This is a genomic window from Streptomyces marincola (assembly GCF_020410765.1).
Lineage (GTDB): Bacteria > Actinomycetota > Actinomycetes > Streptomycetales > Streptomycetaceae > Streptomyces > Streptomyces marincola.
The window spans coordinates 5,949,356-5,975,915 of record NZ_CP084541.1 but is presented as its reverse complement, the minus strand read 5'-3'; the positions used below and the strand labels follow the sequence as shown (position 1 = coordinate 5,975,915).

The window sequence follows — 26,560 nt, the reverse complement described above, 5'->3', positions numbered from 1 at the left end:
GGCCGGGGCACGGAAACGCGCAGGCCGGTCGCCATTATGTGCGACAACGCGACATGTGCGGCAACGCGGTCGGCGCTCCCGGCCGCCCCGCCGGTCCCGCGCCCGGTGGCACCGCGTGCGGGACCGCGGCGCCCGCCCGCCTCAGCCCGAGCCGAGCGAGGACGCGTAGGGGTCCCAGCCGGAGGGCAGCGGCTCGGGCGCGGCCACGGCCGTTCCGTCGGGCGCCCGCGCGTCCAGCCGCCGGACGTCCGCGTGCTCGGCGGCGTCCGTGATCGCGGCCATGACGTCGAGCACGTGGAACGCGAGCGCGCCCGACGCGCGGTGGGCCCCGCCCGTGCGCAGCGCCCGCGCCATCTCCAGCACGCCGAGGCCGCGTCCCGCGGTCGCGCCGTCCACGGGGAGTTCGCGCCACTCGTCCGCGCCGTTGGCCAGCAGCCGCAGCGGGCCCTGGAAGGTGTTCGGGTCGGGGACGGCGAGGGTGCCCTCGCTGCCGGTGATCTCGAACCGGATGCGGTGGTGGGAGGAGTCGAAGCTGAACACGGAGGCCGCCGCGGGCCCGGACGCGAAGTCGAGGAGCGCGTTGACGTGCGTCGGCACGTCGACGGGGAACGTCTCACCGGCCTTGGGGCCCGAGCCCGTGCTGCGGCGCAGCCGGCCCCTGCCCGCGGTCGCGGCCACTCGGGTCACCGGGCCGAACAGCGCCACAAGCGCCGTGAGGTAGTAGGGCCCGATGTCGAACAGCGGTCCCCCGCCGGGCTGGTAGAAGAACGCCGGGTCGGGGTGCCACGCCTCGGGCCCCAGGCTCTGGGTCGCGGTCGCGGCGGCGACCGGCGTGCCGATGGCGCCCGCGCGCACGGCCCGCACCGCGCTCTGGAGCCCGGCGCCGAGGAACGTGTCGGGCGCGTTGCCGACGAGCAGCCCGCGTTCCGCCGCCTCGGTGAGGATCGCCCTGGCCGCGGCCGGGGAGGTCGCGAGCGGCTTCTCGCCGTAGACGTGCTTGCCGGCCCGCAGCGCGGCGGTGGCGACCTCGGCGTGGGCGGCGGGCACGGTGAGGTTGACGACGATCTCGGCCTCGGGCAGGGCCAGGACCGTGCCGAGGTCGCCGGCGACGGGCACGCCGTGCTCGCGCGCCACCGCGGCGGCGCGGCCGGTGTCCAGGTCGGCCACGCCCAGGACGCGCACGTCGGGGAACGCGCCGAGGGTCCTGAGGTATTCACCGCTGATGACGCCCGCGCCGACGACGGCGATGCCGACCGGTCCCGCGTTCACACCGCCTCCAGGGCGGCCAGGTGACGGCGGCTGTCCGCGAGCGCGTCGAAGAAGTCCCCCGCGCAGGTGTCGAGTTCGACGATGCGGAGCGCGCCGGGCGCCGCGTCGAGGATCTCCCGCACCGGCATGGCGCCGGCGCCGACGGCCACGTGCGGCCGGTCGCGGTCGATGGGGCCGTCCTTGACGTGCAGGGCGGCCACGCGGTCGCCGAGCCTGCGCAGCAGCGCCGGCGCGTCCGCGCCGCCGACCGCGGCCCAGTAGGTGTCCACTTCGAGTACGACGCCGGGCGCGAGCCGGTCCGCGAGCAGTTCGATCGCGTGCCGGCCGTCGAACACCGGCTCCAGTTCCCACCAGTGGTTGTGGTAGCCGAGCCGGATGCCGTGCCCGGCCGCGCGCTCGGCGAGGCCGTTGAGCAGGTCGGCCGTGCGGGCCAGTCCGTCGCGGGTGGTGAACTCCTCGGCGGGGATCCCGGCGGGCACGATCGCGAAGTCGGTGCCGAGCGTCGCGAGGGCGTCGAACACCGGCTCCGGGTCGCCCGTGACCAGCTGCACGGCGTGGCTGGCGACGACGCGCAGGCCGAGGTCGTCGGCCACGCGCCGGAAGCCCTCGGGGTCGGCGGTCGGGTCGTAGGTCTCCACGGCGGTGAACCCGATGTCCGCGATGCGGGCCAGGGCGGCGTCCCTGTCGGCGGCCAGCGCGTCCCGGACGGTGTAGAGCTGGACGCCCAATGGTGGTGCCATGCTTGTGCTGCCTTCCGGAGAAGTCCTGTCGTGCGGCCACAGCGAAGATAGATCGCTCCATCAGGGCTGACAACAACCCCGTCAGGGCCTTCCCTCACGCCCTGAACTTCAAGCCCTGGGCAGGCCGCGTCCCGGTGCGATCCGTTGGCCCGCCCCACCGCCCCGATAATTATCGGAACGCCGCACGCGCCCATTCGGCTCGCGCTTCAGCCGATTTCCCAGGTCAGCGTCTGCCGTCCGCGTGTGCGCACGCGCCGAAAGCACTTCCGCCCTCCTCAAACCTCAGTCTCCTACCGGTAAAAGATCCACATCTTCCGCCGTCGAACCATGCACCCCGGGCGCCTCCCCACGGATTTCCCACGTAACGACGCAGGTCACTTGACCGTACTCGCCCACCACAACGTCCGTAACCCCTCCGGAAATTACCGGAAGAAATCGTTGACGGCGCGTCAGTCGCGGCGCATACTCCCAGCGATCGTTGCCGACTGCCGGGTCCGTCACGGGCCCTGGAGCCGCGGCAGGTCATCACCCACCGGACGGCGCAGCCGCCCGTCCGGTCCCTGTGAGAAGGGAACGCAATGATCGACGCTTCCATCCGCGGGCGCGCACGCCCGCGCTGGCGCGGGCGCGTGCGGCGGGCAGCCGCCGCGTGCGCCGTCGGGATCATGGCAGCCGCCGGCCTGGTGGCATTACCGGGCACCGCCCACGCCGCGAGCACCCTGGGGGACGCAGCCGCCGAGCGGGGCCGCTACTTCGGAACGGCCGTGGCCGCGAACCGGCTCGGCGAATCGGACTACACCGCCACGCTCAACCGCGAGTTCAACAGCGTCACCGCGGAGAACGAGATGAAGTGGGACGCCCTGGAGCCGTCCAGGGGTTCGTTCACCTACGGCAACGCGGACCGCATCGTGAACCACGCGCGCGCCCAGGGCATGGACGTCCGCGGCCACACCCTCGTCTGGCACTCCCAGCTGCCCGGCTGGGTGAGCGGTCTCGGCGCCAACGACCTGCGCTCGGCCATGAACCACCACATCACCCAGGTCATGCAGCACTGGCGGGGGCAGATCCACTCCTGGGACGTCGTCAACGAGGCGTTCCAGGACGGCAACAGCGGCGCCAGGCGGCCCTCCCCGTTCCAGGACCGGCTGGGCAACGGCTTCATCGAGGAGGCGTTCCGCACCGCCCGGGCGGCCGACCCGAACGCCAAACTCTGCTACAACGACTACAACACCGACGCCATCAACGCCAAGAGCAACGCCGTTTACGCCATGGTGCGCGACTTCAAGCAGCGCGGCGTGCCGATCGACTGCGTCGGCTTCCAGTCGCATTTCAACAGCGGCAATCCGGTGCCGGGTGACTTCCGGCAGAATCTCCAGCGTTTCGCCGACCTCGGCGTCGACGTCCAGATCACCGAGTTGGACATCGAGGGATCGGGCACCACGCAGGCCAATCACTACCGCACGGTGGTCGAAGCCTGCCTCGCCGTCTCCCGCTGCACCGGCATCACCGTGTGGGGCGTGACGGACAAGTACTCCTGGCGCTCGGGCGGGACTCCGCTGCTGTTCGACGGCAATTACAACAAGAAGCCGGCGTACGACGCGGTGCTCACGGCCCTCGGCGGCACGGGCGGCGGGGACCCGGGTCCTGGCCCGGGGCCCGGCCCGGGCGCCTGCTCGGTGACCTACGAGCAGACCGATCGCTGGGGCGACCGCTTCAACGGCAGGGTGACGGTGCGGGCGGGCAGTACGGCCATCAGCGGCTGGCGGGTGGACGTCACCGTGCGCCCCCCGCAGAAGATCTCCGCCACCTGGAACGGCAGCCCGACCTGGGACAGCAGCGGGAACGTCATGACCATGCGGCCCAACGGCAACGGCAGCCTGCAACCGGGCGCGAGCACCAGCTTCGGGTTCACCGTCATGGCGAACGGCGAGTGGTCGGCCCCGGCACTGGGGACCTGCACCACCTCGTGAGCCACGACCGCAAGGCGGTGCCCCGGCGTGCCGGGGCACCGCCGCGCCGGGGCACGGCGGAAACAACACGACGCCGGGGCGCGAAAAGGAGGATTGGCCGCGGGGGCGCGCGGAAAGAGATTCAGCGCCGGGGCTGCCGGGGCATTGCCGGGCGCCGTTCCGTTCCCTGTCACTCTTCATCGACAGCCGACGCGCCCACCCTTCTCCGCTCTTTTCCGCACATATCGCCACAGCATTCATTAGTCGTACGACCGCATAATTAACTCTTCTGGGGTATTTTCGATGCGCCTCACCTAAGCGGAAATCCTGTGGGTATAACCGAGTCGCGTATCCAGTAAGGCGTGGCCGTTTTCGCGACGCAACCTGGGAAGAAACGCGACGGACGGCTCCGCCATCGCCCCTCCGAGTGCCCAATTCGGAAGGCATCATGGCCACACCGACGGACTCACCCACCTCACTCCTCGCCTTTTTCGGAGAGCCGCTCAGCCCCGGAGTCAGGACCAGGATTTTCGTTTACTGGCCCGCCGGCAACCGCGAGCAGACCTCGGAATTCCGCTGCGCCGCCTGCCCCGGCGGGGAGGAACAGAGCTATCCCCTGACCCCGGTGGACGACCGCTTCTGGTCAGGAGAGCTCGAAATCCGGCCGGACGCGCCGGTCGGCGACACCGCGTTCACCGTGACCGCGCAGCTCGGCTCGCGGGAGACAAGCGAGTCGCTGACCATCGGTATCAAACCGCCGCACTGCTGCCCGCCCGCGCCTCCCGGCCTCCCGGGGCCGCCGGGACCGTGCGGACCGCCGGGACCACCGGGACCCTGCGGGCCGTGCGGACCGCCGGGACCCTGCGGCCCGCCGGGGCCGCCGGGACCGTGCGGACCGCAGGGAGCACCCGGCGCCCGCGGGCCGTGCGGGCCGCCGGGACCGCCGGGACCGTGCGGCCCCCAGGGACCCGAAGGCCCCCAGGGGCCGAAAGGGCCGTGCGGGCCACCGGGACCCGAGGGCCAGCGCGGCCCCCAGGGCCCCCGCGGCGTCCAGGGCGAGACGGGTCCTACCGGACCGCGCGGCCCCGAAGGGCCGGAGGGCGCGGAAGGACCCGAGGGACCCGAAGGCCCGGCGGGACGCGACGGCCAGGACGGCAGGGACGGCACCGACGGCCAGGACGGCAGGGACGGGATCGACGGCCGCGACGGCCAGGACGGCCAGCCGGGTCAGGACGGCCGGCCCGGCCCCGCCGGGCCCACGGGTCCGCGCGGCCCCCAGGGGGTCAAGGGCGACCTGGGTCCGCAGGGCCCGCGCGGCCCCCGGGGCCCGCAGGGCGACCCGGGCGACCCGCCCGACCGGGACTGCCTGCGCGCTCTCATCCTCCAGATCCTGCGGGAGTTCGGCTTCTGCGCCATCCCGGACTGACGCCCGCTCGCGTTCTCCGGGGACCCCCGCACCGTCCGCCGGCCGGCCCACCCCCCGGCCGGCGGACGCTCCGTACGGACAACGCCGCGCCCCCGCTCACGCCCCTCGCGCCCCGCTTCGCGCTGCCGCCCGGTCGCACCGGAAGGTGACGCCGCGTGAACCGGTATGTCCGCAGGACGAACGCGACTCCGGGCGGGCCGCGCGCCCTTGACCCCTCGCGCGGGCGTTCGCTACGTTCACGCCATGCCCAGCCCCCCGCGGCTCACCCGGCGACGCGCCGTCGACCTCATGCGCGTGACCACGGCGATCTGTCGCTGACGGCCCCCGCCCCCTGACGGGCGCGCCCTTCTTCACGCGTGCCGAACGGCGCATTCTCCGCGCGTTCCCGGCCACCGCGCAAAGCCCGCGTCCGGACGCGCACCGCCCGCGCTCAGCCCCGCGGCGAGCCGCGCCAGGTCCGGCGCCGACCGCGCCCGGCCGTTCCCCGATGCCCGCCCGCGCGCCGCGCCCCCGACTTCGACGAGAGGTGAGCCGATGTCCCGGGAGGACGTCCCCCTGTCCGTTCTCGACCTGGTACCGGTCAGCTCCGGCGGCAGCGCCGCGGGGGCGCTGCGCAACACGCTCGATCTGGCCCGCCGCGCCGAGGAGTTCGGTTACCGGCGCTACTGGGTCGCCGAGCACCACGCGGCGCCCGGCGTCGCCGGATCGGCGCCCGCGCTCGTCCTGTCCATGATCGCCGGTGTCACCGGCCGCATCAGGATCGGCTCCGGCGCGGTCCAACTCGGCCATCACACGCCGTTGTCCGTGGTCGAGCAGTTCGGCATGATCGACGCGCTGCACCCCGGGCGCGTCGATCTCGGTCTCGGCCGCTCGGGGGGCGGAAGCGGCCCGCCCGGCGGCGGCCCGGCGGCGCGGCCCGCGCCGCGCTCCGACCGGTACGTGGACGGGCTGCTCGTGCCGGCGCCCTATCCGCTGGAACGTTACGCCGCCTCGCCGCGCTTCGCCGCCCAGTCGCGCCTGCTGAACCCGTCGGGCGCCGCACCGCAGGACTACGGCCGGGCCGTGGACGACATCGCCGCGCTCATCGCCGGTACCTACGTGTCACCCGAGGGCGTCGACGTGCACGCGGTGCCGGGCGAGGGCGCGGCGCTCCAGGTGTGGGTGTTCGGCAGCAGCGCCGGCGAGAGCGCCCGGGTGGCGGGCGCGCGCGGCCTGCGTTTCGCCGCCAACTACCACGCGAGCCCCGGCACCGTGCTGGACGCGGTGGGCGCCTACCTGGCCGCGTTCCGGCCCTCGGCCGAACTGGCGAGGCCGCACGTCCTGGTGTCGGCCGACGTCCTGGTCGCGCAGGACGACGCCACGGCGCGGCGGCTGGCCGACGGCTTCGAGCCGTGGGTCCGCAGCATCCGCGCGGACGGCGCCGCGATGCGCTACCCGGCGCCGGGGCAGGCCGCGGGGCAGCCGTGGACGGACGAGGACCGCGCGCTGGTCGCGGACCGTGTGCGGACCCGGTTCACGGGGTCGCCGAAGCGGGTCGTGGACGGGCTGCGCGCGTTGCGGCGGGCCACGGGGGCCGACGAACTGCTGATCACCACCCTCGCCCACGACCACGCCGACCGGGTCCGCTCCTACGAACTGCTCGCGCGGGCCTGGGAGTCGGAACGCGCCTGACGGCGGGACGCCGCGGCGGCGCGGGCGCCTCCCCGAGGGCGCGCCCGCGCGCCGACGCCACCGGCGCGGCCCGGTCAGCCCGGCGTCGGCAACAACTCGGCGCGGCCGAGGGCCGCGGAGAACTGGTCGAGGACCACGCGCAGGGGCCCCGCCGCCGCCGGGTCGACGGTCACGGAACCGTCCGCTGCGACCGTGATGTGGCGGTCGAGCACGAACCACCCCTGGGTGATGTGCGAGGCCCCCATCGAGGACAGCACGGGGCGCAGGGCGTAATCGATCGCGAGAACGTGTGCCGGGGTGCCTCCGGTCGCGAGCGGCAGCACCGTTTTCCCGGCGAGCGCGAACTGCGGCAGCAGGTCGAGCAGCGACTTCAGCAAACCGGAATAGGCCGCCTTGTACACGGGCGTGCCGATGACGAGGCCGTCGACCCGAGCGAACTGCTCGGCCACCTCGACAATCGCCGGATGAGAGGTATCGGCTCCGGTGAGCGCCTCGGGCGGCAGCGACCGGACGTCGAGCGGAACCACTTCGTGCCCGTGGAGGGCGAGCGCGGCGTCCAGGTGCCGCAGCAGGCGGGCGGTGCGCGAACCGGGCGACGGGCTTCCGGATACGGAGAGGACAAGGGCCATGGGACACCTCGGGAATCGTGGCGCAGGGCGCTGGGCGGGCCGACGGCCCGGTGCGGAAGAACCCGGCCGCGACGACGGGCACGGAGCAGTGGCCGCCGGAATTCACTTCCCGGCGCGACAGCTGGCACTGGAGACACGCGCGAGATCGACATGAAGCCGCCGCGTAAGCTCCCGCCACTCAATCATGTGGTCGATTACATCAGCCGCGAAAATGCCGGTCAAGGGTGCGTGGAATTGCCCGACAGCACGGTCGGGAAGGCGGTCGGCCACCGGCCGGTGACGTCCCGTCGGCAGAACCGACGGGACCGGCGGAAGGGCAAACGGGCCTCTGTCACCCCGCCCCTCCTGCCGCCGCCCGCGCCGACGGCCGTCAGCTGTCGGAGCGGAACGCGCCGTGGACCCTCATGTTGCCCTGGATCGCCACCTGGTCGTCGTTCACGTGCATGAGCCAGTCGGTGCCGTTCCTGACCGACAAGCGCCCGTTGGCGTTCACTTTCCCGATGAACAGCGAGTCCCCCTGCACGCGCAGGCCGCCGTTGACCGATATCAGGTCGTCGTTGGTGTGCAGGATCCAGGCACCTCCGTTGCGGACGGACAGGTGCCCGTTGGCGTTGACCTTTCCTGCGAACGCCGACTCGCCGCTGACGTCGAGGTCACCACCGACGACGGCCTTGCCCGCGGCGCGCAGTTCGCCTCCGGCGTCCACCGCGCCGTTGACCGTGAGGTCGTCACCGACAACGGTCTTCCCCGCGGACAGCAGCCCTCCCAGGATGTCCGCCCTGCCGTTGACGGAGAGGTCACCGCCGACGGCGGCCTTCCGGAAGACGAGCAGCTCGTCGAGTTCCAGCTTGCCCTTGACCGTGAGGTTGCCCCCGATCGCGGCGTCCCGGGCGACACTCAGCTCACCCCGCGCTTCGACCTTGCCGCCGACGGCGAACGCACCATCAACCGCGGCGTCCCCCGCCACGTGCACCTCACTCCGCGCTTCGACCTTGCCGCCGACAGTCAGAGCACCATCAACCGCAGCCCCCCGCACCACGTGCAACTCATCCTGCGCGTCCACCCTGCCCTTCACCACCAACGCACCATCAACCGCAGCCCCCCGCGCCACGTACAACTCATCCAGCTCCGCCTTGTGGGTTTCGACGGTGCCCGGGGCGCCGGCGCCGACGCTGAACTTCGCACCGCGCGCGGTGAAGGAGATCCGCCCCTTCTGCGTCGTGCCCTGCACCCACGGGGTTTCCACTCCTTCGGTCGCGGTGACCTGCTTGTACTCGGGGCTGCTCAGCTGGACCGCGGTGGTGAGGTAGTACAGCGGCTGCTGCGTGCCGGGCAGGCGCGCGATCAGGGTGTAGGTCGCGGCATGCTTCGGCGCCTTGCTCGCCGGAGGCGACCAGGTCCAGGTCGACCCCCTTCTCCCGGGGACGCGCACCTCGTTGCCGTCCGGGTGCTGGATGCTGTACTCCAGCGTGTCGGGACCGTCCCACAGCAGGGTGACCTTCCCGCCCGTGTCGATGAGCGACTTCTCCGGGCGGAAGTTGCGCGGCCCGATGGGAGCACGCTTCAGCAGACTCAACGTGGTGTTCGAGTCCGTAGCACCCGAGAGGTCCTCCGTCACCTTGATCAGGACCGCACCCGGCGTGCTGGAGACCGGAAAGCGGTCCAGGACCAGGACCATGGAACCGCCCGGCTTGAAGACCGCCAGCTGCCCGCACGTCACCGTGACGACGCCCGACCTGTTGTCCCAGGTGGCTGCGGGCACCAGTCCCGGATCCGTCGCGTCGTGTTCCTCGACCTGCGCGACACCCGCCCCAGCGGAGGTCGTCAGGGCGGTACTCCCGCGCCCGAAGGGCACCGCGAAGGTGATGGAGTACCAGTGCACCCGGTTCGGCGTCGGATTGGAGATGACGATGTGCACCGACCCCATGATCGCCCCGCCACTCGGCGAAACCTCAAGCGGAGCCGGGTCGGTGAGGACGTTGTAGGTAAGGGAAGACAACGCGGAACCCCCTGCTTTCGTCTTGCGGGCGCTCGCCCCCGCGGGCGCAGTCCCCGACGCCACACCGCTGTCCCACCGGACACCTCAGAAATCATGCCGCGCCACAAGCGGCCTGAACCGGACCCGCGCTGGCTGATACGCACGGTCAGTGACGATTCAGGCATACGCTTCCCAAGGCGACACCGGCCGCGGGCATCAGCGACCGGGTCAGCGGCCGGGCACGGCCCCGTCGAGGTGGCCGGAGCCCACCGGCCGGCCGAACTGCGCGGCCTGGATGCCGTACAGCTCGCGGAAGCGTCCGCCGCGCCGGGCCAGCAGCTCCTGCGGGGAGCCCGACTCGGTCAGGCGGCCCTGGTGCAGCACATGCACGAGGTCGGCGTGCCGGACCGAGGCCATGCGGTGGGTGATGAGGACGACGGTCTGCCCCGCGTCCGCCAGATCACGGATCTGGTCGAACACCCGCTGCTCCTCCTTGGCGTCCAGGGCCGCTGTCGGCTCGTCGACGATCAACACGGGGGCGTCGCGGTAGTGGGCGCGTGCGATGCCCAGGCGCTGCCACTGCCCGCCGCTGAGCTGGCAGCCGTTCTGGTAGCCACGGGCCAGCAGCGTGTCCCAGCCGCGCGGCAGGCTCTCGATCACGGAGTCCGCGCCCGCGTCGCGTGCCGCGGCGCGCAACCGCTCGTCGTCGACGGGGATCCCGGGCGCGCCGATCGCGATGTTGACCCGGGCGGTGAACCGCCACCGGTTGAAGTCCTGGGCGACCATGGCGATACGGTCGAAGATCTGGCGCCGGTCGGCGCACGAGGTCGGCACGCCGTCCCAGCAGACCCGGCCGGACTCGGGCAGGTAGAGCCCCGCGAGCAGCTTGACCAGCGTGCTCTTGCCCGAGCCGTTCTCCCCGACCAGGGCCGTGACCCGGCCGACCGGAATGGTCAAGGAGACTCCGGACAGCGCGGGTTCCGCCTCGGTGCCCGGGTAGCGGAACGTCACGTCCTCGAAGGTGATGCGTCCGGGTCGCGCGGGCACCGGTGCGCCGCCCTCCGGGATCGCCCACTGCGCGGCCCGGACGCACAGCTGGTCGAGGTCGGCGACGAACAGGCTCTCGTCGTACAGGTTGTTGACGGACTGGACCATGCCGCCGAGGCTGGCGGAGCCGGTCCTGATGGCGAGAACCGCGGTGCCCGCGACGGACATCGCCATCACACCGGTCCAGGCGAGCGCGCCGAGCGTCAGGTAGGTCGCCGCGCCGGCCAGGCCGGTCCACGCGGACGCCCACAGTCCGGTGCGCGCGTCGAGCCGGGCGAGCCGCGTCTGCTCCGCCTCCGCGCTCGCCGACATGGCCCTGAAGTGTTTGAGCAGGAAAGGGCCGACCTGGTGGACCCGAATCTCTGCCGCCGTCTCCGTGGCGGTCAGTTCGCTGCTGAGGACGCGCCCGGCCCGCGCGTGCTGCACCCAGGTGCGGAACGAGCAGTAGCGGCGGCGCGTGGTGATCAGCGTGCTCCACATGCTCGGCACCGTCATCAGCGCGAGCAGCGGCAGGAGCACGGGGTGCAGCACGGTCAGCACGCCGGCCGCCGCGATCAGCGAAAGCAGCGCGTTGACCACGCGGATGCAGTAGTCGATCATGCGCCGTGCCGAGGCCGCGCCGTACTGCGCCGTGTCGAGCAGCCGGTGGAACTGGTCGTCCTCGATGGCCGCCAGCTCCACGCGCGAGGCGCGCGCGAGATAGCGTTCCGTGGCGACGCGCTCGACCTTGGGCTCAAGGCGCCCGGACCCGTACGTCGAGGCGGCGGTGAGCAGCGCGGCGACCAGGGCGGTCACCGCGACCACGGCCAGGGCGGGCAGCGCCTCCCGCAGCCGACCGGCCGGCTCGCCCCCGGCCAGCAGGGCGGCCAGCACGGTGTTGACGGCGACCAGACCCACGGCCTGCGCGGCGCCGCGCCCGATCTCGGCGGCGGCCACCAGGCGCAACGCCCCTCGGTCCGCCTCCGCCGCCAGCCGTACGGTGGTGCGGATCAGCCGGGGCAGCGTCGCCACCATCGACCACAGCCCGAGCCGCGTGAACGCGCCGTCGTGGCTGCTCCACCCGGTGTCGTAGAGCAGCGGACCGCCGAACAGCAGCTGTTCCGACGCGGACATGCTCTGTGCCGGCTGCCCGGCCCGCGCTCCGGTGTCCTCCACGGTGTGCCTCGCCTCCCTGGTCCCCCGCACCCGCGCCCATCACACCGCGCCCATCCGGCTACGTACAGTCACCATCGCCGGTTTTCGGACGTTCCTCCCCGCGGAGGTTTGGCGGCGCTTCCGCGCGGTGGCGCAGGCGTTCGAGGCCACGCAGCCGGAGGGCCGCGCCGGCGAACCCGGACCGGTCGGCCCGCGCGGGGCCGGGAAACGTCCGGGAACCTGTCCGGAACGCGCCTCGAAGAAACGATGTTTCGCGCCGCCCGCCCGCTCGTTCGAGTGAGGGCCGGGAACCTGCGGTTGACTCGGACCCCGAGCCGCCCCGCCGCCGACCCGAGCCGCCGGGCCCGCGCCTCCCGGACTCCGCGACCACGGGCCTGAGGCCACGCCACGGGCCGCGCGCCCCGCGTCACGCCGACCCGGCGGGCGTTCGCGTTCGCCATGTCGAACGGCGCCGCCCGCCCCGGCGCCTGCCCGCTCTCCGGACCGCGCTGTTCTCCGGCGGTGCTTTCGTATTACCGTCGGCGCATGCTGACAACGGGCGAGCCCGCACAGAACTGGGCAGGGAACATCATTTTCGGCGCGGCCCGGGTGCACCGCCCGACGTCGCTCGACGCGCTGCGCCGGATCGTTTCCGCAGCGGCGCACGTGCGGGTTCTGGGATCGGGCCACTCGTTCAACCGCATCGCGGACACCCCGGGCGACCTGATCCGGACCGACGGCATGCCGCGGCGCGTGGAGGTCGACCCCGCGGGCCGGACCGTGACCGTCAGTGGCGGGCTCACGTATGGAGAACTCGCGGCCGAGCTGCACACCCATGGCTTTGCCCTGGCGAACCTCGCGTCCCTGCCGCACATCTCCGTCGCCGGCTCGGTCGCGACCGGCACGCACGGCTCGGGCGACGGGCAGCGGGGCCTGGCCTCGGCGGTCTCCCGCGTCGAGCTGGTGGGGCCAGGCGGCGAACCGGCGGTCCTCGACCGGGCGGCCGACCCCGACCGGTTCCCCGGCGCCGCGGTGTCGCTCGGCGCGCTCGGGGTGGTCACGGCCCTGACCCTCGCCATCGAGCCGGCCTTCGAGGTGGCGCAGTGGCTCCACGTGGACGTGCCGCTCGACGCGGTGGCGGACCGGTTCGACGAGATCACCGGCGCCGCCTACAGCGTCAGCACCTTCACCGACTGGCACAGCGGCAGGGCCACGGTGTGGCGCAAGCAGCGCGCCGACCGCGAGGGCCCGGCCGACCGGCCCGCCGACTGGCTCGGCGGCCGGCCCGCCGACGCGCCCTGGCACCCGATCCCCGGCATGCCGGCCGAGTTCTGCACGCCGCAGCTCGGCGTGCCGGGCCCCTGGCACGAGCGACTGCCGCACTTCCGCGCCGAGTTCACCCCGAGCCGCGGTGAGGAGCTCCAGTCCGAGCTGTTCCTGCCGCGGTCGGCGGCCACCGCCGCGTTCGCCGTGCTCCGCGAGCTTGCCGCCGAACTGGCGCCGGTCCTCCAGGTCTCGGAGATCCGCACCGTGGCGGGCGACGACCTGTGGCTGAGCCCGGCGCAGGGACGCGACAGCGTGGCCCTGCACTTCACCTGGGTCAAGGACACCGCCCGGGTGCTCCCCGCGCTCGGGGCCATGGAGGAGCGGCTGCTGCCGCTCGGGGCCCGTCCGCACTGGGGCAAGCTGACCACGGCGTCGCCCGCGGACATCGCCGCGTGCTTCCCGCACCTGCCCGACTTCCGCCGCGTGGTCCTCGACCACGACCCGGCCGGGCAGTTCCGCAACGACTGGGTGACCGGCCTGCTGTCGGCGGCCGAGCCGCCGGCGGCAGGCCGGTGACACGCGGTCCCGGCCGTCGGCCTCACATCGCCGGGACCACGCGCCGCGCACCGGCCCCGGCCGCTGGGCCGGCCGGTGTGCGGCCGGTCAGGCCAGGGCGCAGACCCCGCCGCCGAGCCTGAACTCGGCGGGCGCCGTGTTCGACGCGCCCTTGCTCGCGATGAACCCGAGCGTCACCGAGCCGCCCGCCGGGATCGACGCGGTGTAGGAGGCCGGCGAGACGCTGACCGCTCCGCCGCTCTGCGTCGCCGTGCCGCCCCACATGTTGCTGATCCGCTGCCCGTCAGCGAACGAGAAGGCGAGCGTCCAGTCCGTGATGGCCGTGGTGCCGGTGTTGCCGATGGTGATCTCGCCCTGGAAGCCGCCCGACCACTCCCCCACGACGCGGTAGCCGACCGAGCAGCCGACGGGCGTCGACCCGCCGGCCTCCGTGGTCACCGAGACCGTGGCGGAACGGGCCGAGCGGTTGCCCGCCGCGTCCGCCGCGTACACGGCGAACGTGTACGCCGTCTCCGCGGTCAGCCCGGTCACCGTCGCCGCGTTGGTCCCGGTGCTCACCACGGCGGTCTCCCCCGAACCGGCCACGCGGACCACGTCGTAGCGGGTGACGCCGACGTTGTCGGTGGCCGCCGGCCAGGACAGCCGGACCGACCGGTCGGTGACGTCCGAGGCCACCGGGCGGCCGGGCGCGGTCGGCGCCTCCTCGTCGTCCCCGCCCGATCCGCCGTAGACCGCGGCCTCGCGCGAGGTCGCCGCGATGCCGTTGGCGCCGTTGAAGATCCGCTGGCCCCAGGAGGTCAGCTGCGCCGGGTCGAAGCCGGTCACCATGTCCAGGTACTCCACGCCCCCGCCGTTGCCGCTCCACGACCAGCCCAGGTACCCGAGCCCGAGCTGCTGCGTGGTGGCGAGAATGGTGTCCTCGTCCGGGTTGCCGTCCGAGTGGTTGTGGCCGAACTCCCCGACCAGAATGGGCAGTCCGGCGGAGACGAACGCGTTCAGGTAGTCCCGGATCTCGGCCGCGGTGTCGTACACGCCGTACATGTGGACCGAGAAGATGACGTTGCGGTCGGGGTCGGAGTCGAAGACCGAACGCGCGTTGGCGCGCATCGTCCCTGACCAGTCCTGGCCCCAGTTGGGGGCGTCCACCATGATCGTGTGGTCGAACCCGGCGGCGCGCAGCTTCTGGATCGCGGCCCTGGTGTCGGCCGTCCAGCCCGAGGTGTTGCTGTTGCCGTAGGGCTCGTTGCCGATGTTGAGGATGACGTACTGCTCCTGGCCCGCGAGGGCGCCCTGCACGTCGATCCAGTAGTCCGCGGCCTGGTCCAGGCTGGCGGCGCCGCTCTGCTCGCCGTAGCCGGTGGTGTCGTGGACTTCGAGCACGCAGATGAGCCGGTTGCGCTTGCAGTTGTCGATCACGGCCGACACGTCGGCCTCGTCGTTGCGCTCCCAGCGCTGGCCGCTGCTGAGCACGACGCGCACGGTGTTGGCGCCGAGCGCCTTGATGTGGCCGAGCGCGTCGGTCTCGTTGCGGAACCAGGTGTGCGCGTGGTTGACGCCGCGCATGACGAAGTCGTTGCCGTTGGCCTCGATCAGCCGGCCGTCCTCGATCCGGAACCCGGTCGCGGCCGGTGCGACCGGATCGGCCTGCGCCGGCTGCCCGAGGCCGAGCAGGACCGCGAGCGCACTCAGCAGCGCGCCGACCGCGAGGCCGGCCCGGCGCCCGAGTCCGCCCGGGGTGCGGGTTTCTCTCATAGCGGCTCCATGTGTGGAGAGAAGGGGTGAGTTCAGGACAGATATGGGAGCGCTCCCATGAACGGGTCCATGAACGCACCTTGATGGGGACTCGTCAAGACATGCGACACGCGGGGTCGCGGGGGTACCGGCCCTCAGGAGGCGTCGACGACGCGGACGCCCTCGGGCGCGAAGGCCGCCACGGCGGCCAGCAGGCGGGCGCGGTCGAGCCGCCAGCCCTGGATGGCGCGGCCGAGGACGGCGCCGTCGCGCGGCGGGCCGGCGGGCAGGTCCGCCCGCGCTGGCGGCGCGGCGGCGACGCGGGACGGCACGCGCGCGGCGGGGGCCGCGGCCCGCGGGGGCCAGGCCGGCGCCTCCGCGGCGGCGCGCACCCGCACGCCGACGTACCGGGGCCCCGCGCCGGCGGGCGCCGCGGGCCCCCACAGCAGGACGGCCTCCACCTCGGGCCACGGCACGTGGGTGGGGTGGACCCGCCCGAACGGCAGCGGGCCGCCGCCGAGAGTGACGCCCTCGGGGCCCACGCGCAGGGCCACGCCCCTGCCGCGGGCCGCGCCCGCGAACACGACGAAGACCACCGCGCCCACCGCGCCGATCAGCAGGGCGAGCCACAGCACGAGCCCGCCCAGGCACGCGAAGACGACGACCGCCAGGCCGCAGGCGGCGAGAGACGAGGACGCCACATGCCAGCCGAAACGGGCCAAGTAGACGTCGGATTCGGATAAGGATGCCACGGGGCACATCATGACACCGGGGGCAGCGCGCCTCGTAGACGGTGGCCCGTCGGCAGCCGCGACCGGCCCAGGACCCTCACGCGGCCATCGAAAACCCACCGAATGGCCGCGTACCGCGACCGGGACTAATCTGACTCAATGGGCGAAAAGGACATCCTGGCTCGCGTCGGCGAGCTGGTGGCCGAGGAGCGGGCCCTGCGGGAGCGGGCCGTCGGCCACGGGCTCCAGGAGGCCGAGGAGGCACGGCTCGGCGATGTCGAGGTCCGCCTCGACCAGTGCTGGGACCTGCTGCGCCAGCGGCGCGCGCGCACCGAGTTCGGCCGGGACCCCGACGGGGCGGTGCTGCGGCCGGGCCCCGAGGTCGAGGGCTACGAGAGCTGAACGCCCGGGCGGGGCGTCCGCCCGGCAGGGGCCCGGGGCCGGCGGACGCCCCGGGGGCGTGAGGTAGCCTGCTGCTCGCCGCGCGGGTGGTCCCGGCGGTGTGGTGTGCGCCCCGTGGGCACGGGGCCTGGCGGGTTGTCGAGTCGGGAGAGAGTCCGGGTGGCGCTTCAGCGGATTTCGGCGCGCAATGCCCGGTTCCAGCAGTGGCAGGCGCACCTGACGAACCGCACCAAGCGCCAGCGCGCGGGCGAGTTCCTCGTGCAGGGGGTCCGGCCGATCTCCCAGGCGGTCGAACGCGGCTGGCCGATCCGCACGCTGATCTTCGACGACGGCCGGCAACCGACCCGTTGGGCCGCGCACATCCTGCGCGAGGTGCGGGCCGAGAAGGTCGCCATGACGCCGGAGCTGATGGCGGAGCTCGGCGGCAAGGACGACGGCGTGCCGGAGCTGATCGTGGTGGCGGAGCTGCCGCCGGACGATCTGGCGCGGATTCCGGTCGGCCCGCGCTTCCTCGGCGTGGCCTTCGACCGGCCGACCAGCCCGGGCAACATCGGCACCATCGTGCGTTCCGCCGACTCCTTCGGCGCGGACGGCCTGGTGGTGACGGGGCACGCGGCCGACGCGTACGACCCCAAGTCGGTGCGGGCCAGCACCGGTTCGCTGTTCGCGGTGCCGGTGGTGCGCGCGCCGGGGCACCGCGAGGTGGCCGCCTGGCTGGCGGGGGCGCGGGAGGCGGGGCACCCGGTGACGGTGGTGGGCACGGACGAGGCCGGCACGGCGGACGTCGCGGACTTCGACCTGACCGGCCCGGTGCTCCTCGCGATCGGCAACGAGACGTCGGGGCTCAGCGCGGGCTGGCGCGAGACGTGCGACGCGCTGGTGCGGATTCCGATGGGCGGCACGGCGAGTTCGCTGAACGCGGCCAGCGCCGCCAGCATCGTGCTGTACGAGGCGGCCAGGCAACGGGCCGCCGCCGGTTCCCCCGGGGCCGCGTCCGAAGCCTGACGCGCGGCGCCCCGGCGGCGTGCGCCCGGTCGGCGCAGGTCAGCCGCGCCTGCCGGATCAGCCGTGTCAGCCGGGCCAGGAGGCCAGGGCCCGGTCGACCACCCGGTGCAGTTCCTCCGCGCCGCAGCCGTCGGAGGCGTGCACGGACAGGCCGTAGGACACCGAGGCGATGTAGCGGGCCAGGTCGGCCGCGTCCTCCTCCGGGTCGAGGTCCCCGTCGGCCTGCGCCTGTTCGAAGCGGCGGCGCAGGGCCGCCGCGGCGGCCCTGCGGCCGTCGGCGAGCCGGGAGCGCGCGGCGGCGCCCTGGTCGCCGGTGGACAGCGCGCCCTGGACGAGCAGGCAGCCGCCCTGCGGATTGCGCGCCGAGGTGACGACCTCGACGGAACCGCGCAGCAGGTGCTCGGCCACCGCGCGCGCCGTGGGCTCGCGGAGCGCGGCGCGCAGGTGGCGGGCCGGGCCCTCCAGATAGCGGTCGACGACCTTGCCGAACAGCGCCTCCTTGTTGCCGTAGGCGGCGTACAGGCTCGGCCGGTTGATCCCCATGGCCTCGGTCAGGTCGGACAGCGCGGTGCCCTCGTACCCCTGCCGCCAGAAGACGTCGAGGGCCAGGTCGAGCCGTTCCTCCAGATCGAAGGCCCGTGGGCGTCCCGTCGCCATGGCAGCACCTCCTCACTTCCGTATCGATAGGTATAGTACGCTGCTGACTTGAGTACCGAGCGATACAAAACTAGGAGCGGACACATGGGAACGACACTGGCGGGGCGCACCGCGCTGGTCACCGGCGGCTCGCGCGGCATAGGCGCGGCCATCGCCCGCGGGCTGGCCGATGAGGGCGCGAACGTGGTGGTCGGCTACGGCAGCGCGCGGGAACGGGCGGAGGAGGTCGTCCGCGACCTCACGGCCCTGGGGGTCCGCGCGGCGGCGCACCGGGCGGACCAGGGGGACGCGGCGGCCGTCGAAGGGCTGGTCGAGCGGGTGGCCGCGGACTTCGGCGGCCTCGACATCCTGGTGAACAACGCGGGCGTCTCCGTCCAGGGCCCGGTCGACCCGGGCGAGCGCGCGGCGTTCGACCACCAGATCGCGGTGAACCTCGGCGGGGTGCTCGCGGCCGTGCGCGCCGCCAGCCGGGTCATGGGCGAGGGCGGCAGGATCATCACCGTCGGCTCGACCCTCGGCTCCCGCGCGGGCTTCACCTCCGTGGCGGAGTACGCGGCGACCAAGGCCGCGGTCGCCGGCTACAGCCGGGGCGCGGCGCGGGACCTGGCGCCGCGCGGCATCACCGTGAACGTCGTGGAGCCGGGCGCGGTCGACACCGACATGAACCCGCACGACGGCGAGACCGCCGACGCGCAGCGCGCGGCGAACGCGATGGGCCGCTACGGCAGGCCGGAGGAGGTCGCCGCCGGGGTCGTGTTCCTGGCGAGCCCGGCGGCCTCGTTCGTCACCGGCACCACGCTCACGATCGACGGCGGCTACCTGGCCTGAGCCCCGAAGCGCGCCGGGGCCGGCGGGGCGGGAGGTTCCCGCCCTGCCGGCCCCCGCCCGCCGTCAGACCGCGGCGGTGTCCTCGCCCGGCCGCTGCCTGACCTCGTCCACCACGCCCAGTCCGAGCAGCGCGTACTCGTCCCAGACCGTTCCCGCCTCGACGCCGTCCCGCTCCTCGACCTGGACCTCCTGGTACCCGAGGTACTCGTAGGTGTCGGGGGCGAAGAGGTAGGCGGACCGCACCCCCGTCTCGGCGCCGGTGCGGGCCACGCCGAGCGCGGGCCGGCCGGCGGCGTCCTCGGCGTCCTCAAGCAGTTCGATGCCGGGCACCCGGCCCAGGGCCTCGTAGACGCCGTCCTCAAGGCCGGGCGGCAGGAGGTCGGCGAACGCCAGGTCCCCCAGGCCCTCGAACACCCGCTGCTCCAGCGCCTCCCCGGTCAGCCCGTCGGACTCGCCGAACTCCCCGTACACCCGGTCGAGCAGCCCGTCCGCGTCGGTGGGCAGGGTGGCGAGGAAGTCGTAGGTCGGCGCCTCCAGATAGGGCTCCCACGGCTCGGTGTCGAGTGACCGCCCCTCCCCCGGAACGCCGTCCTCAAGGTCGTGCGTCCACCCCCGGGTGCCGTCCGGGGAGATCCAGCGCTCCGACTCGCGTTCTGCGGGCACGGGTACCAGCTGGTCCGACTCGATGACTTCGACATAGGCCTGTCCGCCCGACGCCGACGGGCCGACCTCCCCCTCTCCCGGCACGGCGTCCTCGCCGCCGACCGCGGTCGGGTCGATGTAGGCGCCGGGCTCGGGCCACTCGACGGTGCGCAGGACCCGCGAGTAGATGAACTGGTCGGCGTCGGGCACCGGAACGTCCTCCCGGCCCGCCACGGACGCCACGCGGTCGAGCAGCTGCCCCGCCGTGGCCGGCGCGGCCACCGGCCCGGCCGGGTCCGACGCGCCGCCGTCCCTGGCGGCCACCGCGTACGCCACCGCGCCGGCCGTCAGCGCCAGTGCCGCCGGGACGGCCACCCACGCGGGCCGCCGCCACCGGGGGCGGGCCGCGGCCGGCACGGCGGCGTCCCCGCCGGACGTCCGGGCCGCCGCGTTCATATTGTGCAGTTCCTTCATCACGAGCTCCTCGATCTCCCGAGCGCCGTCCTCGGTGAGGGCCAGCACCTCGGGGGCCGGAAGGAGCCGCGCCAGATCCTCGCGGCGAGGCGTTCCTTCTTCACGCTTCACGGGCTTTTCCTTCCTCGGACCGGACCGCCGTCAGCCGGTGGTCGCCCCTTTCATGTCCGCCGGGTGCCGGGCGTTCGAGGGCACTTCGGTGGGGCCGCTCCCGGGCCAGCTCCTCCTCGGTGAACGCGCGCAGCCGCTCCCTGGCCCGGAACAGCCGCGTGCGGACCGTCCCTTCCCGCACGTCCAGCGCGGCGGCGGCCTCGGCGTGGGACAGTCCCGACCACACGCAGAGCATGAAGACCTCGCGGTCCCGGGGGCGCAGCCGGTCCAGGCCGCGCCGGGCCGCCGCGACGCGGGCCGCGTCCGTGAGGCGCCCGACGACCTCGTCGGCGATGTCGGGCACGGTCTCCGCGGTGGGCAACCGGGCCAGCGCGTGCTGGTAGCGGCGGCGGGCCCGCGTGCTGTTGCGCAGGGTGTTGACGGCGATCCTCATCAGCCAGGGCCGCACGCCCGACCCGTCGTCCCGCAGCCGGTCGCGGAGTCGCCACGCCTCAAGGAAGGTGAGGGAGACCACGTCGTCGGCCAGCGTCCTGTCCCCTGTCGCCCGCAGTACGTAGCCGTGGATCAGCCGGGCATGGGCCCGGAACAGCTCCCGGAACGCCTCCGGATCACCGGACCGCACGCGGGCGTGCATCGTTGGTTCCACGCCGCGTAATGTCCGCGCGCACCCGGGCGTTACGCACGCGTGCGTCCCGGTGCGGTACCGGTGGGGGCTCGTGTGGTCTTCCGAGGCGCACCGGCTCATTGTCCCGCCGACCCGCCACCCGGCCCCGGCGGGCGGTCCGCCGGGACCACCCCTAATATCGAACAGGTGAACGACATGCCGTCCGACCTGCCCCGCCTGCGCGCGCTCGCCACCTGGCTCGAAGCGCAGCTGCGCGCGGTGCGGACGGCCATCGAGGAGGCGGAGGAACGGGCCGGGCCCCGGTGGTGGGTGCAGTGGATGCGGACAGCGGCCGGGGAACCGCGCCGGGGCGTGCTGCACCGGGCGGGCTGCTGGTGCCCGGGCGCGCCCGACCTCCACCTGGCGGACGCGCGGCGGCTGGTCGCACGGCACGGCAGCCGGATCGAGACCTGCCTGGTGTGCCGGGCGGACGTCCGGGACGAGGGCCGCGAGGGCCGGGGTCCGGCCTCGGCGTGACCCCGGCGCCCCCCGGGGCGCCGGGACACCGGCCCGGGAGCGCTCGCGCGGCTCCCGGGCTGGTCCGCCTGAAGGCCGTCAGGAGGCGATCTGCTCGCTCACGTCGGCGGCGTAGGTGGCCAGTTCGGTGTAGACGCCGTAGTAGCCGGGGCGGGCGCAGCCATTGCCCCAGGCGACGACGCCGATCAGCACGCCGTCGACGACCAGGGGGCCGCCGCTGTCGCGCTGGCAGGCGTCCACGCCGCCCTCGGGGTAGCCGGCGCACACCATGGTCTCGCCGTCGACCTGCGTGGTGTAGGAGGAGTACGCCTCCTCGCAGTCCGCGTCCGAGACGACCGGGACCTCGGCCATCAGCAGCTGGTCGGGAACGTTCCCCGTCTCCCCGGTCCGGCCCCAGCCGAGGACCTCGGCCATGACGCCGGGGGCGTACAGGTGGGTGTCCTCCGGACCGGCGAACGGGATGTGCTCGTAGGGCATCGGCTCGGAGAGGGTGAGCACGGCGATGTCGGCGACCTTGGTCGTCGAGTCCCACTCCGGGTGCATCCAGATGTCGCTCACCCCGATCATGACGCCGCTGTCGCCCTGCCGCTCGGTGCGGCCCCCCACGGCGTTCAGGTCCTCGGCGGCCCTGTTGTTGACGCAGTGGGCGGCGGTGACGACCTTCGTCGGGGCGACGAGGGTGCCGCCGCAGAACGGCACGATGCCGGTGAAGGTGACGTGCATGACGTACGGGTAGTCCTCGGTGGTGACGGGCGTGCCACCGACGATGCGGGTGGACGGCTCCGAGGAGGCGGCGGCGGGGCTCGTGGGGGCGGAGGCGGCGGAGGCGGGCGCGGTGGCGGCCAGGGCGGCGACGGCCGCGGCGGCCAGGGCGATACCCGCCTTGACCCGGTGGCGGAAGCGGAAAGTCATGCTCTCCCTTTACGTTGTTCTGTGCAACGCCACGGCCATCAATTCCCCACAGACACACATGACAACCCGTCAATCACCAAGCGCGCCATGTGATCTGCGGCATCTCGCAACAGAACGCGCCCCATCCGCACACCCCGCCGCGTCCGCCCCGGGGGCCGCCGGGAGGGGGCGCGCGCCCCGGGCGGCGGGTGGCGGGGGCCGAAATCCCCTACCGCCGCGGCGGGAAAGGGCGGAGACTCCTCGCATGGTCGGCATGGAGGCGTTCCGGGACGCGGTCACCGCATGGGCGGCCGGCGGCCCGGGCGAGCCCGCGCGCGAGCTGGCCGCGCGGCTGCCCGTGCGGACGGTGGTCCTGCTCGAAGGGCCGAGCGACGCCGCGGCACTCGACGCGCTGGCCGCCGGGCGCGGCCGGGACCTGGCCGCCGAGGGCGTGTGCGTCCTGCCGATGGGCGGCGCGATGAGCATCGGGCGCTTCGCCGGCCTCCTCGGGCCGCACGGCCTCGGCCTGGGCCTGACGGGGCTGTGCGACGAGGCAGAACGCCACCACTACGCCCGCGGCCTTGAGCGGGCGGGCGCGGCGCGGCAGGAGTTCTTCGTCTGCGCGGCGGATCTGGAGGACGAGTTGATCCGCGCGCTCGGCGTGGCCCGCGTGACGGAACTGGTCGGGGCCGAGGGCGACCTGCGCGCCTGGCGCGCCTTCCTGCGCCAGCCCGCGCAGCGGGACCGCGCCGCGCCGCAGCAGCTGCGGCGTTTCCTCGGCACGAAGAAGGGACGCAAGATCCACTACGGACGCGTCCTCGTCGAGGCCCTCGCCCCCGACCGGGTACCCGCCCCGCTCGACGGCCTGCTCAGCAGCCTGTGACCGCGCCCGCCACCGGCCCCCGGCGGCGGGCCCGCGCGCTCAGCGGATCTGGCGGCCCGAGATGGCGCGCGCGATCACCAGCCGCTGGATCTCGCTCGTCCCCTCGAAGATCGTATAAATCTTCGCGTCGCGGTACATGCGCTCCACCGGGTGCTCCCTGCTGTACCCGGCGCCGCCGAGGATCTGGACGGCCTTCTCGGTCGCCGCGACGGCGAGTTCGCCGGCCCTGAGTTTCGCCATGGACCCCTCGCCCGCCGTGAACGCGCGCTCGTTGCGCGCCATCCACGCCGCGCGCCAGATCAGCAGGCGGACGGCGTCGATCTCCGTGCGCAGGTCGGCGAGGGCGAACGCGATCGACTGGTTCTCCACGACGGGACGCCCGAAGGCCACGCGTTCCCCCGCGTAGTCGAGGGCGTACTCGTAGGCGGCGCGGGCGATGCCGAGGGCCTGCGCGCCGACGGTGGGCCGCGAGACCTCGAACGTGGCCATGGCCGCCTGGCTCCTCGCCCCGTCAGTCCGCCCGCCCGCGCCGCCGCCACTGCCCTGCGCGGCGGCCTCGCGGGCCCTGGCCAGCCTGCGGTCGAGGCGTTCTTTGCCGCCGAGGAGGCAGTGCCCAGGGACGCGCACGTCGTCGAGGAAGACGTCCGCCGTGTGCGAGGCGCGCAGCCCGAGCTTCTTGATCTTGCGGTTGCCCGCCAGGCCCGGCGTGCCCGGCGGCACGACGAACGCGGCCTGGCCGCGCGCGCCCAGCTCCGGCTCGACGGAGGCGACGACGACGTGGACGGCGGCGATCCCGCCGTTGGTGATCCACGCCTTCTGCCCGCCCAGCACCCACTCGTCCCTGGCCTCGTCGTAACGGGCGCGGGTCCGCATCGCCGAGACGTCCGAGCCCGCCTCGGGCTCGGAGACGCAGAACGCGGCCACCCGCGGGTCGTCGGCGTCGCCGAAGCACTGCGGCACCCATTCCGCGAGCTGTTCCGGCGTGCCGGCGGCGAAGATGCCCGCGACGGCGAGCGAGGTGCCGAACAGGGCCATGCCGATGCCCGCGTCGCCCCAGAACAGCTCCTCGTTGGCGATCTGGAGCGTGAGTCCCGAGGGGTCCCCGAACATCTCGGCCAGCGACTCGAAGCCGTACAGGCCGATCCTCGCCGCCTCCTTGATGACGGGCCAGGGCGTTTCCTCGCGTTCGTCCCACTCGGCGGCGGCCGGCCTGACCACGTCGGCGGCGAAGCCGTGCACCCAGTCCCTGACGTCGCGCTGGTCCTCGGTGAGGTCGAGGGAGAAGCCGCTCATCGCGGGGATCACTCAGCCTTTCGGAAGGTCGAACAGCCGGGTCAGGCCGGAGGCGAGCCCGATGTCGCCCGCGACCTTCAGCTTGCGGGTCATGAACATCGCCACCGGGCTTCCGTTGCCCGAGACCAGTCTCAGGAACTCGGCGTCCCCCATGGTCAGCGTCACCCGCGGATCAAGGGCCGAACGGCCCTGGCGCACGGTGCACGTTCCGTCGACGATGGCCGTCTCGTAGACCACGTCGGGGTCGCCGGTGACCTCCCAGCGGATGACGGCGTCCAGCGAGCCGGCGTGGTCGGGGCGGAACTGGCGTTCCATGCGGCCGAACACCTCGGCGAGCACGCGCTCGCGCAGCTCACCGCGCATCAGGTCCGCGATCTCCCGCGCGGAGAGCTGGCGGACCAGCGCGGCGAATTCCTCAGGTGTGACGGTACCGAAGTCGAGCGCCGCCGGATCGAAGGCCGGTTCTGCCATCGAAAGTGTCCTTACCCCGAAGTAGACTTACTAGAGAGTAAGATTAGGCACGGCGTAGGTAGGCTGACAAGAGTGACCGAAAGACGAAGACGGCGACTGCCCAGGGACGTACGTGAGCAGGAGATCATCGACGCGGCCGTCGGAGTCTTCTCCAAACGCGGCTACCGCGCCGCCGTCGTCGACGAGATCGCGGACCTCGCCGGCATCTCCAAGCCGATGGTGTACCTGTACCTCGGCTCCAAGGAGGGCCTGTTCATCGCGTGCGTGCGCCGCGAGTCGCAGCGGCTGGCCGCCGCGTTCCGCGAGGCAGCGCAGGCCGGCGACTCGCCGGAGCAGCGGCTGTGGGCGGGGCTCGGCGCGTTCTTCGCCTTCGTGGCCGAACACCGCGACAGCTGGACGGTGCTGCACCGGCAGGCACCGGAGCAGAGCGAGACCATCGCCGGTGAACTGGCCACGGCCCGCCGTTCCGTGATGGCCGAGGTGAACTCCCTGGTCAGGGACGGCATCTCGGCGGGCGGCGAGGCCGACCGCCTCGGCGAGCAGGAGGCCGACTTCGTCGCGCACGCGCTGGTGGGCGCGGCCGACGCGCTGACCGACTGGATGGACCGGCACCCGGGGGAGCCGCCCGAGCGGGTGACGGTCCGGTTGATGAACGTGATGTGGGTGGGCATGCGGAACGTGCTCGCCGGAGAGGTCTGGGTCCCGCCGGAGCATGGCCCCTGACGCCGCGCGAGGTGCGGCCGGCTCACAGCGCCTCGATCCGGCCGCGCAGGTGGCGGCGCGGCTCGTGGCCGCCGGCGCCGGCGGCGCGCAGTCCGAAGGCGAGTTCCGTGCCGCGGCGGACGGCCGTGAACTCCACGTCGGACGGCAGCGCGACGGGGCCGCGGAACGCCGTCCGCACGGTGAACGCGCCGGGCAGCCCGCCGGGCAGCGCCCTCTCGGCCGCGGCCAGGCAGCGCGCCTTGGTCCACATGCCGTGGGCGATGGCGCCGCGGAACCCGAACAGCCGCGCGGCCAGCGGGTGCAGGTGGATCGGGTTCCGGTCGCCCGACACGGCCGCGTAGCGGCGGCCGGTCCCGGCCGGCACGTGCCACCGCTCACGGTGCTCCGGCTCCTCCCCCGGGTCCGCCGCGCCGCCGGCCGCGGGCCCGGCCGCCCCGCGCGGCGCGGCCCCTCCTCCGGGTCCCCCCGGCCCGCGGCGCAGGTAGGTGGCGGCGGAACGCCACACGACGGCCCCCGAGCCGTCCCGCGCCTCGGTCAGCAGGTCGAACGCGGTGCCCCTCGGATGCGCGGCGGGCCCGGTGGCCTCCACGGCGAAGTCGAGGCGTTCCGCCGGGTCGAGGGGCCGCAACTGCTCGACGCGGTTGGCCACGTGCACCAGCCCCGGCAGCCGGAACGGGAAGTCGCGGCGCGTCATCAGGTCGAGTGCCAGCGGGAACGCCAGCACCTGCGGGTAGGTGGCGGGCAGCGGCCCGGTGCGGCGGAAGCCGCAGACCTCCGCGTAGCGGGCCAGCCGGTCCGGCTCCGGCGCGGCGGCGCGTTCGAGCCGCCGCCGCGGCATGCCGCCGCCGCGCCCTGGCAGCAGCAGGGCGCGGGCGTAACGGGCGAGCACGGC

General features: G+C 73.9%; 25 protein-coding genes. 11 read left to right on the top strand and 14 right to left on the bottom strand.

Annotated features, from left to right (window positions below; translation table 11 throughout):
• Positions 1-141: 141 nt before the first annotated feature.
• Together LC193_RS26380 and LC193_RS26375 are read right to left on the bottom strand one after the other, a co-directional pair.
• Complete coding sequence (locus tag LC193_RS26380; protein WP_226077872.1) at positions 142-1,269, bottom strand: Gfo/Idh/MocA family protein; 1,128 nt, start codon at positions 1,267-1,269, stop codon at positions 142-144.
• Positions 1,266-2,009: a sugar phosphate isomerase/epimerase family protein gene (locus tag LC193_RS26375; protein ID WP_226077871.1), complete on the bottom strand. Its 744-nt coding sequence runs from the start codon at positions 2,007-2,009 to the stop codon at positions 1,266-1,268. The genes LC193_RS26380 and LC193_RS26375 overlap by 4 nt, the downstream gene beginning before the upstream one ends.
• 578 nt (positions 2,010-2,587) lie before the next feature.
• Here LC193_RS26375 and LC193_RS26370 point away from each other — a divergent pair.
• The 4 genes from LC193_RS26370 to LC193_RS26360 all read left to right on the top strand — a co-directional run bounded on the left by LC193_RS26370 (position 2,588) and on the right by LC193_RS26360 (position 7,055).
• Positions 2,588-3,979, top strand: a complete 1,392-nt coding sequence (locus LC193_RS26370; RefSeq protein ID WP_226077870.1) for an endo-1,4-beta-xylanase — start codon at positions 2,588-2,590, stop codon at positions 3,977-3,979.
• 427 nt (positions 3,980-4,406) lie between these two features.
• Positions 4,407-5,384: a collagen-like domain-containing protein gene (locus LC193_RS29135; protein WP_318842189.1), complete on the top strand. Its 978-nt coding sequence runs from the start codon at positions 4,407-4,409 to the stop codon at positions 5,382-5,384.
• Positions 5,385-5,549: 165 nt separating this feature from the next.
• Positions 5,550-5,702 carry a putative leader peptide gene (locus tag LC193_RS29250; protein WP_404819493.1) on the top strand — a complete coding sequence of 51 codons (153 nt, stop codon included), beginning with the start codon at positions 5,550-5,552 and terminating at the stop codon, positions 5,700-5,702.
• A gap of 216 nt (positions 5,703-5,918) precedes the next feature.
• The gene (locus tag LC193_RS26360; protein ID WP_226077869.1) at positions 5,919-7,055 is read left to right on the top strand and encodes an LLM class flavin-dependent oxidoreductase; all 1,137 of its coding nucleotides are present in this window, start codon (positions 5,919-5,921) and stop codon (positions 7,053-7,055) included.
• A gap of 74 nt (positions 7,056-7,129) precedes the next feature.
• On the opposite strand, the gene ssuE is transcribed toward LC193_RS26360, so the two are convergent.
• The 3 genes from ssuE to LC193_RS26345 all read right to left on the bottom strand — a co-directional run bounded on the left by ssuE (position 7,130) and on the right by LC193_RS26345 (position 11,822).
• On the bottom strand, positions 7,130-7,684 hold the full coding sequence (gene ssuE / locus LC193_RS26355) for an NADPH-dependent FMN reductase (RefSeq protein WP_226077868.1): 555 nt from the start codon (positions 7,682-7,684) through the stop codon (positions 7,130-7,132).
• A 370-nt stretch (positions 7,685-8,054) separates the two neighbouring features.
• Complete coding sequence (locus LC193_RS26350; protein WP_226077867.1) at positions 8,055-9,602, bottom strand: hypothetical protein; 1,548 nt, start codon at positions 9,600-9,602, stop codon at positions 8,055-8,057.
• A gap of 288 nt (positions 9,603-9,890) precedes the next feature.
• Positions 9,891-11,822: an ABC transporter ATP-binding protein gene (locus tag LC193_RS26345; RefSeq protein WP_226078890.1), complete on the bottom strand. Its 1,932-nt coding sequence runs from the start codon at positions 11,820-11,822 to the stop codon at positions 9,891-9,893.
• Between the two features lie 567 nt (positions 11,823-12,389).
• Between LC193_RS26345 and LC193_RS26340 the strand changes: the two genes are divergently transcribed.
• Positions 12,390-13,685 carry an FAD-binding protein gene (locus LC193_RS26340; RefSeq protein ID WP_226077866.1) on the top strand — a complete coding sequence of 432 codons (1,296 nt, stop codon included), beginning with the start codon at positions 12,390-12,392 and terminating at the stop codon, positions 13,683-13,685.
• Between the two features lie 87 nt (positions 13,686-13,772).
• Here LC193_RS26340 and LC193_RS26335 read toward each other — a convergent pair whose 3' ends face one another.
• Complete coding sequence (locus LC193_RS26335; protein ID WP_226077865.1) at positions 13,773-15,437, bottom strand: cellulase family glycosylhydrolase; 1,665 nt, start codon at positions 15,435-15,437, stop codon at positions 13,773-13,775.
• 134 nt (positions 15,438-15,571) lie between these two features.
• On the bottom strand, positions 15,572-16,168 hold the full coding sequence (locus LC193_RS26330; RefSeq protein WP_226077864.1) for a hypothetical protein: 597 nt from the start codon (positions 16,166-16,168) through the stop codon (positions 15,572-15,574).
• 138 nt (positions 16,169-16,306) lie between these two features.
• Here LC193_RS26330 and LC193_RS26325 point away from each other — a divergent pair, with 138 nt between their 5' ends.
• Both LC193_RS26325 and LC193_RS26320 read left to right on the top strand, forming a co-directional pair.
• Complete coding sequence (locus LC193_RS26325) at positions 16,307-16,549, top strand: DUF2630 family protein (protein WP_226077863.1); 243 nt, start codon at positions 16,307-16,309, stop codon at positions 16,547-16,549.
• Positions 16,550-16,708: 159 nt separating this feature from the next.
• Positions 16,709-17,554: a TrmH family RNA methyltransferase gene (locus tag LC193_RS26320; protein ID WP_226077862.1), complete on the top strand. Its 846-nt coding sequence runs from the start codon at positions 16,709-16,711 to the stop codon at positions 17,552-17,554.
• A 66-nt stretch (positions 17,555-17,620) separates the two neighbouring features.
• On the opposite strand, the gene LC193_RS26315 is transcribed toward LC193_RS26320, so the two are convergent.
• A complete protein-coding gene (locus LC193_RS26315; RefSeq protein ID WP_226077861.1) occupies positions 17,621-18,211 on the bottom strand; it encodes a TetR/AcrR family transcriptional regulator in 591 nt (196 codons plus the stop codon).
• Positions 18,212-18,295: 84 nt separating this feature from the next.
• On the opposite strand from LC193_RS26315, the gene LC193_RS26310 reads away from it, so the two are divergent.
• Positions 18,296-19,039 carry an SDR family NAD(P)-dependent oxidoreductase gene (locus LC193_RS26310; RefSeq protein ID WP_226077860.1) on the top strand — a complete coding sequence of 248 codons (744 nt, stop codon included), beginning with the start codon at positions 18,296-18,298 and terminating at the stop codon, positions 19,037-19,039.
• Positions 19,040-19,102: 63 nt separating this feature from the next.
• Here the strand turns inward: LC193_RS26310 and LC193_RS26305 are convergent, their stop codons facing one another.
• Together LC193_RS26305 and LC193_RS26300 are read right to left on the bottom strand one after the other, a co-directional pair.
• Positions 19,103-20,266: a CU044_5270 family protein gene (locus LC193_RS26305; RefSeq protein WP_226077859.1), complete on the bottom strand. Its 1,164-nt coding sequence runs from the start codon at positions 20,264-20,266 to the stop codon at positions 19,103-19,105.
• Positions 20,256-20,912, bottom strand: a complete 657-nt coding sequence (locus tag LC193_RS26300; RefSeq protein WP_226077858.1) for an RNA polymerase sigma factor — start codon at positions 20,910-20,912, stop codon at positions 20,256-20,258. Before LC193_RS26300 ends, LC193_RS26305 begins: the two co-directional genes overlap by 11 nt.
• A gap of 165 nt (positions 20,913-21,077) precedes the next feature.
• On the opposite strand from LC193_RS26300, the gene LC193_RS26295 reads away from it, so the two are divergent.
• Positions 21,078-21,407, top strand: coding sequence for a hypothetical protein (locus LC193_RS26295; protein WP_404819492.1), 330 nt, complete (start codon positions 21,078-21,080; stop codon positions 21,405-21,407).
• Positions 21,408-21,485: 78 nt separating this feature from the next.
• Here the strand turns inward: LC193_RS26295 and LC193_RS26290 are convergent, their stop codons facing one another.
• Positions 21,486-22,319: a S1 family peptidase gene (locus LC193_RS26290; RefSeq protein WP_226077857.1), complete on the bottom strand. Its 834-nt coding sequence runs from the start codon at positions 22,317-22,319 to the stop codon at positions 21,486-21,488.
• Between the two features lie 244 nt (positions 22,320-22,563).
• On the opposite strand from LC193_RS26290, the gene LC193_RS26285 reads away from it, so the two are divergent.
• On the top strand, positions 22,564-23,181 hold the full coding sequence (locus LC193_RS26285; RefSeq protein ID WP_226077856.1) for a TOPRIM nucleotidyl transferase/hydrolase domain-containing protein: 618 nt from the start codon (positions 22,564-22,566) through the stop codon (positions 23,179-23,181).
• A gap of 39 nt (positions 23,182-23,220) precedes the next feature.
• Here LC193_RS26285 and LC193_RS26280 read toward each other — a convergent pair whose 3' ends face one another.
• Together LC193_RS26280 and LC193_RS26275 are read right to left on the bottom strand one after the other, a co-directional pair.
• The gene (locus LC193_RS26280; RefSeq protein ID WP_226077855.1) at positions 23,221-24,474 is read right to left on the bottom strand and encodes an acyl-CoA dehydrogenase family protein; all 1,254 of its coding nucleotides are present in this window, start codon (positions 24,472-24,474) and stop codon (positions 23,221-23,223) included.
• Positions 24,475-24,486: 12 nt separating this feature from the next.
• Positions 24,487-24,945: an SCP2 sterol-binding domain-containing protein gene (locus LC193_RS26275; protein ID WP_226077854.1), complete on the bottom strand. Its 459-nt coding sequence runs from the start codon at positions 24,943-24,945 to the stop codon at positions 24,487-24,489.
• A 72-nt stretch (positions 24,946-25,017) separates the two neighbouring features.
• On the opposite strand from LC193_RS26275, the gene LC193_RS26270 reads away from it, so the two are divergent.
• Complete coding sequence (locus tag LC193_RS26270) at positions 25,018-25,668, top strand: TetR/AcrR family transcriptional regulator (protein ID WP_226077853.1); 651 nt, start codon at positions 25,018-25,020, stop codon at positions 25,666-25,668.
• Positions 25,669-25,690: 22 nt separating this feature from the next.
• Here the strand turns inward: LC193_RS26270 and LC193_RS26265 are convergent, their stop codons facing one another.
• Positions 25,691-26,557 carry a MaoC family dehydratase gene (locus tag LC193_RS26265; RefSeq protein WP_318842188.1) on the bottom strand — a complete coding sequence of 289 codons (867 nt, stop codon included), beginning with the start codon at positions 26,555-26,557 and terminating at the stop codon, positions 25,691-25,693.
• Positions 26,558-26,560 lie beyond the last annotated feature (3 nt).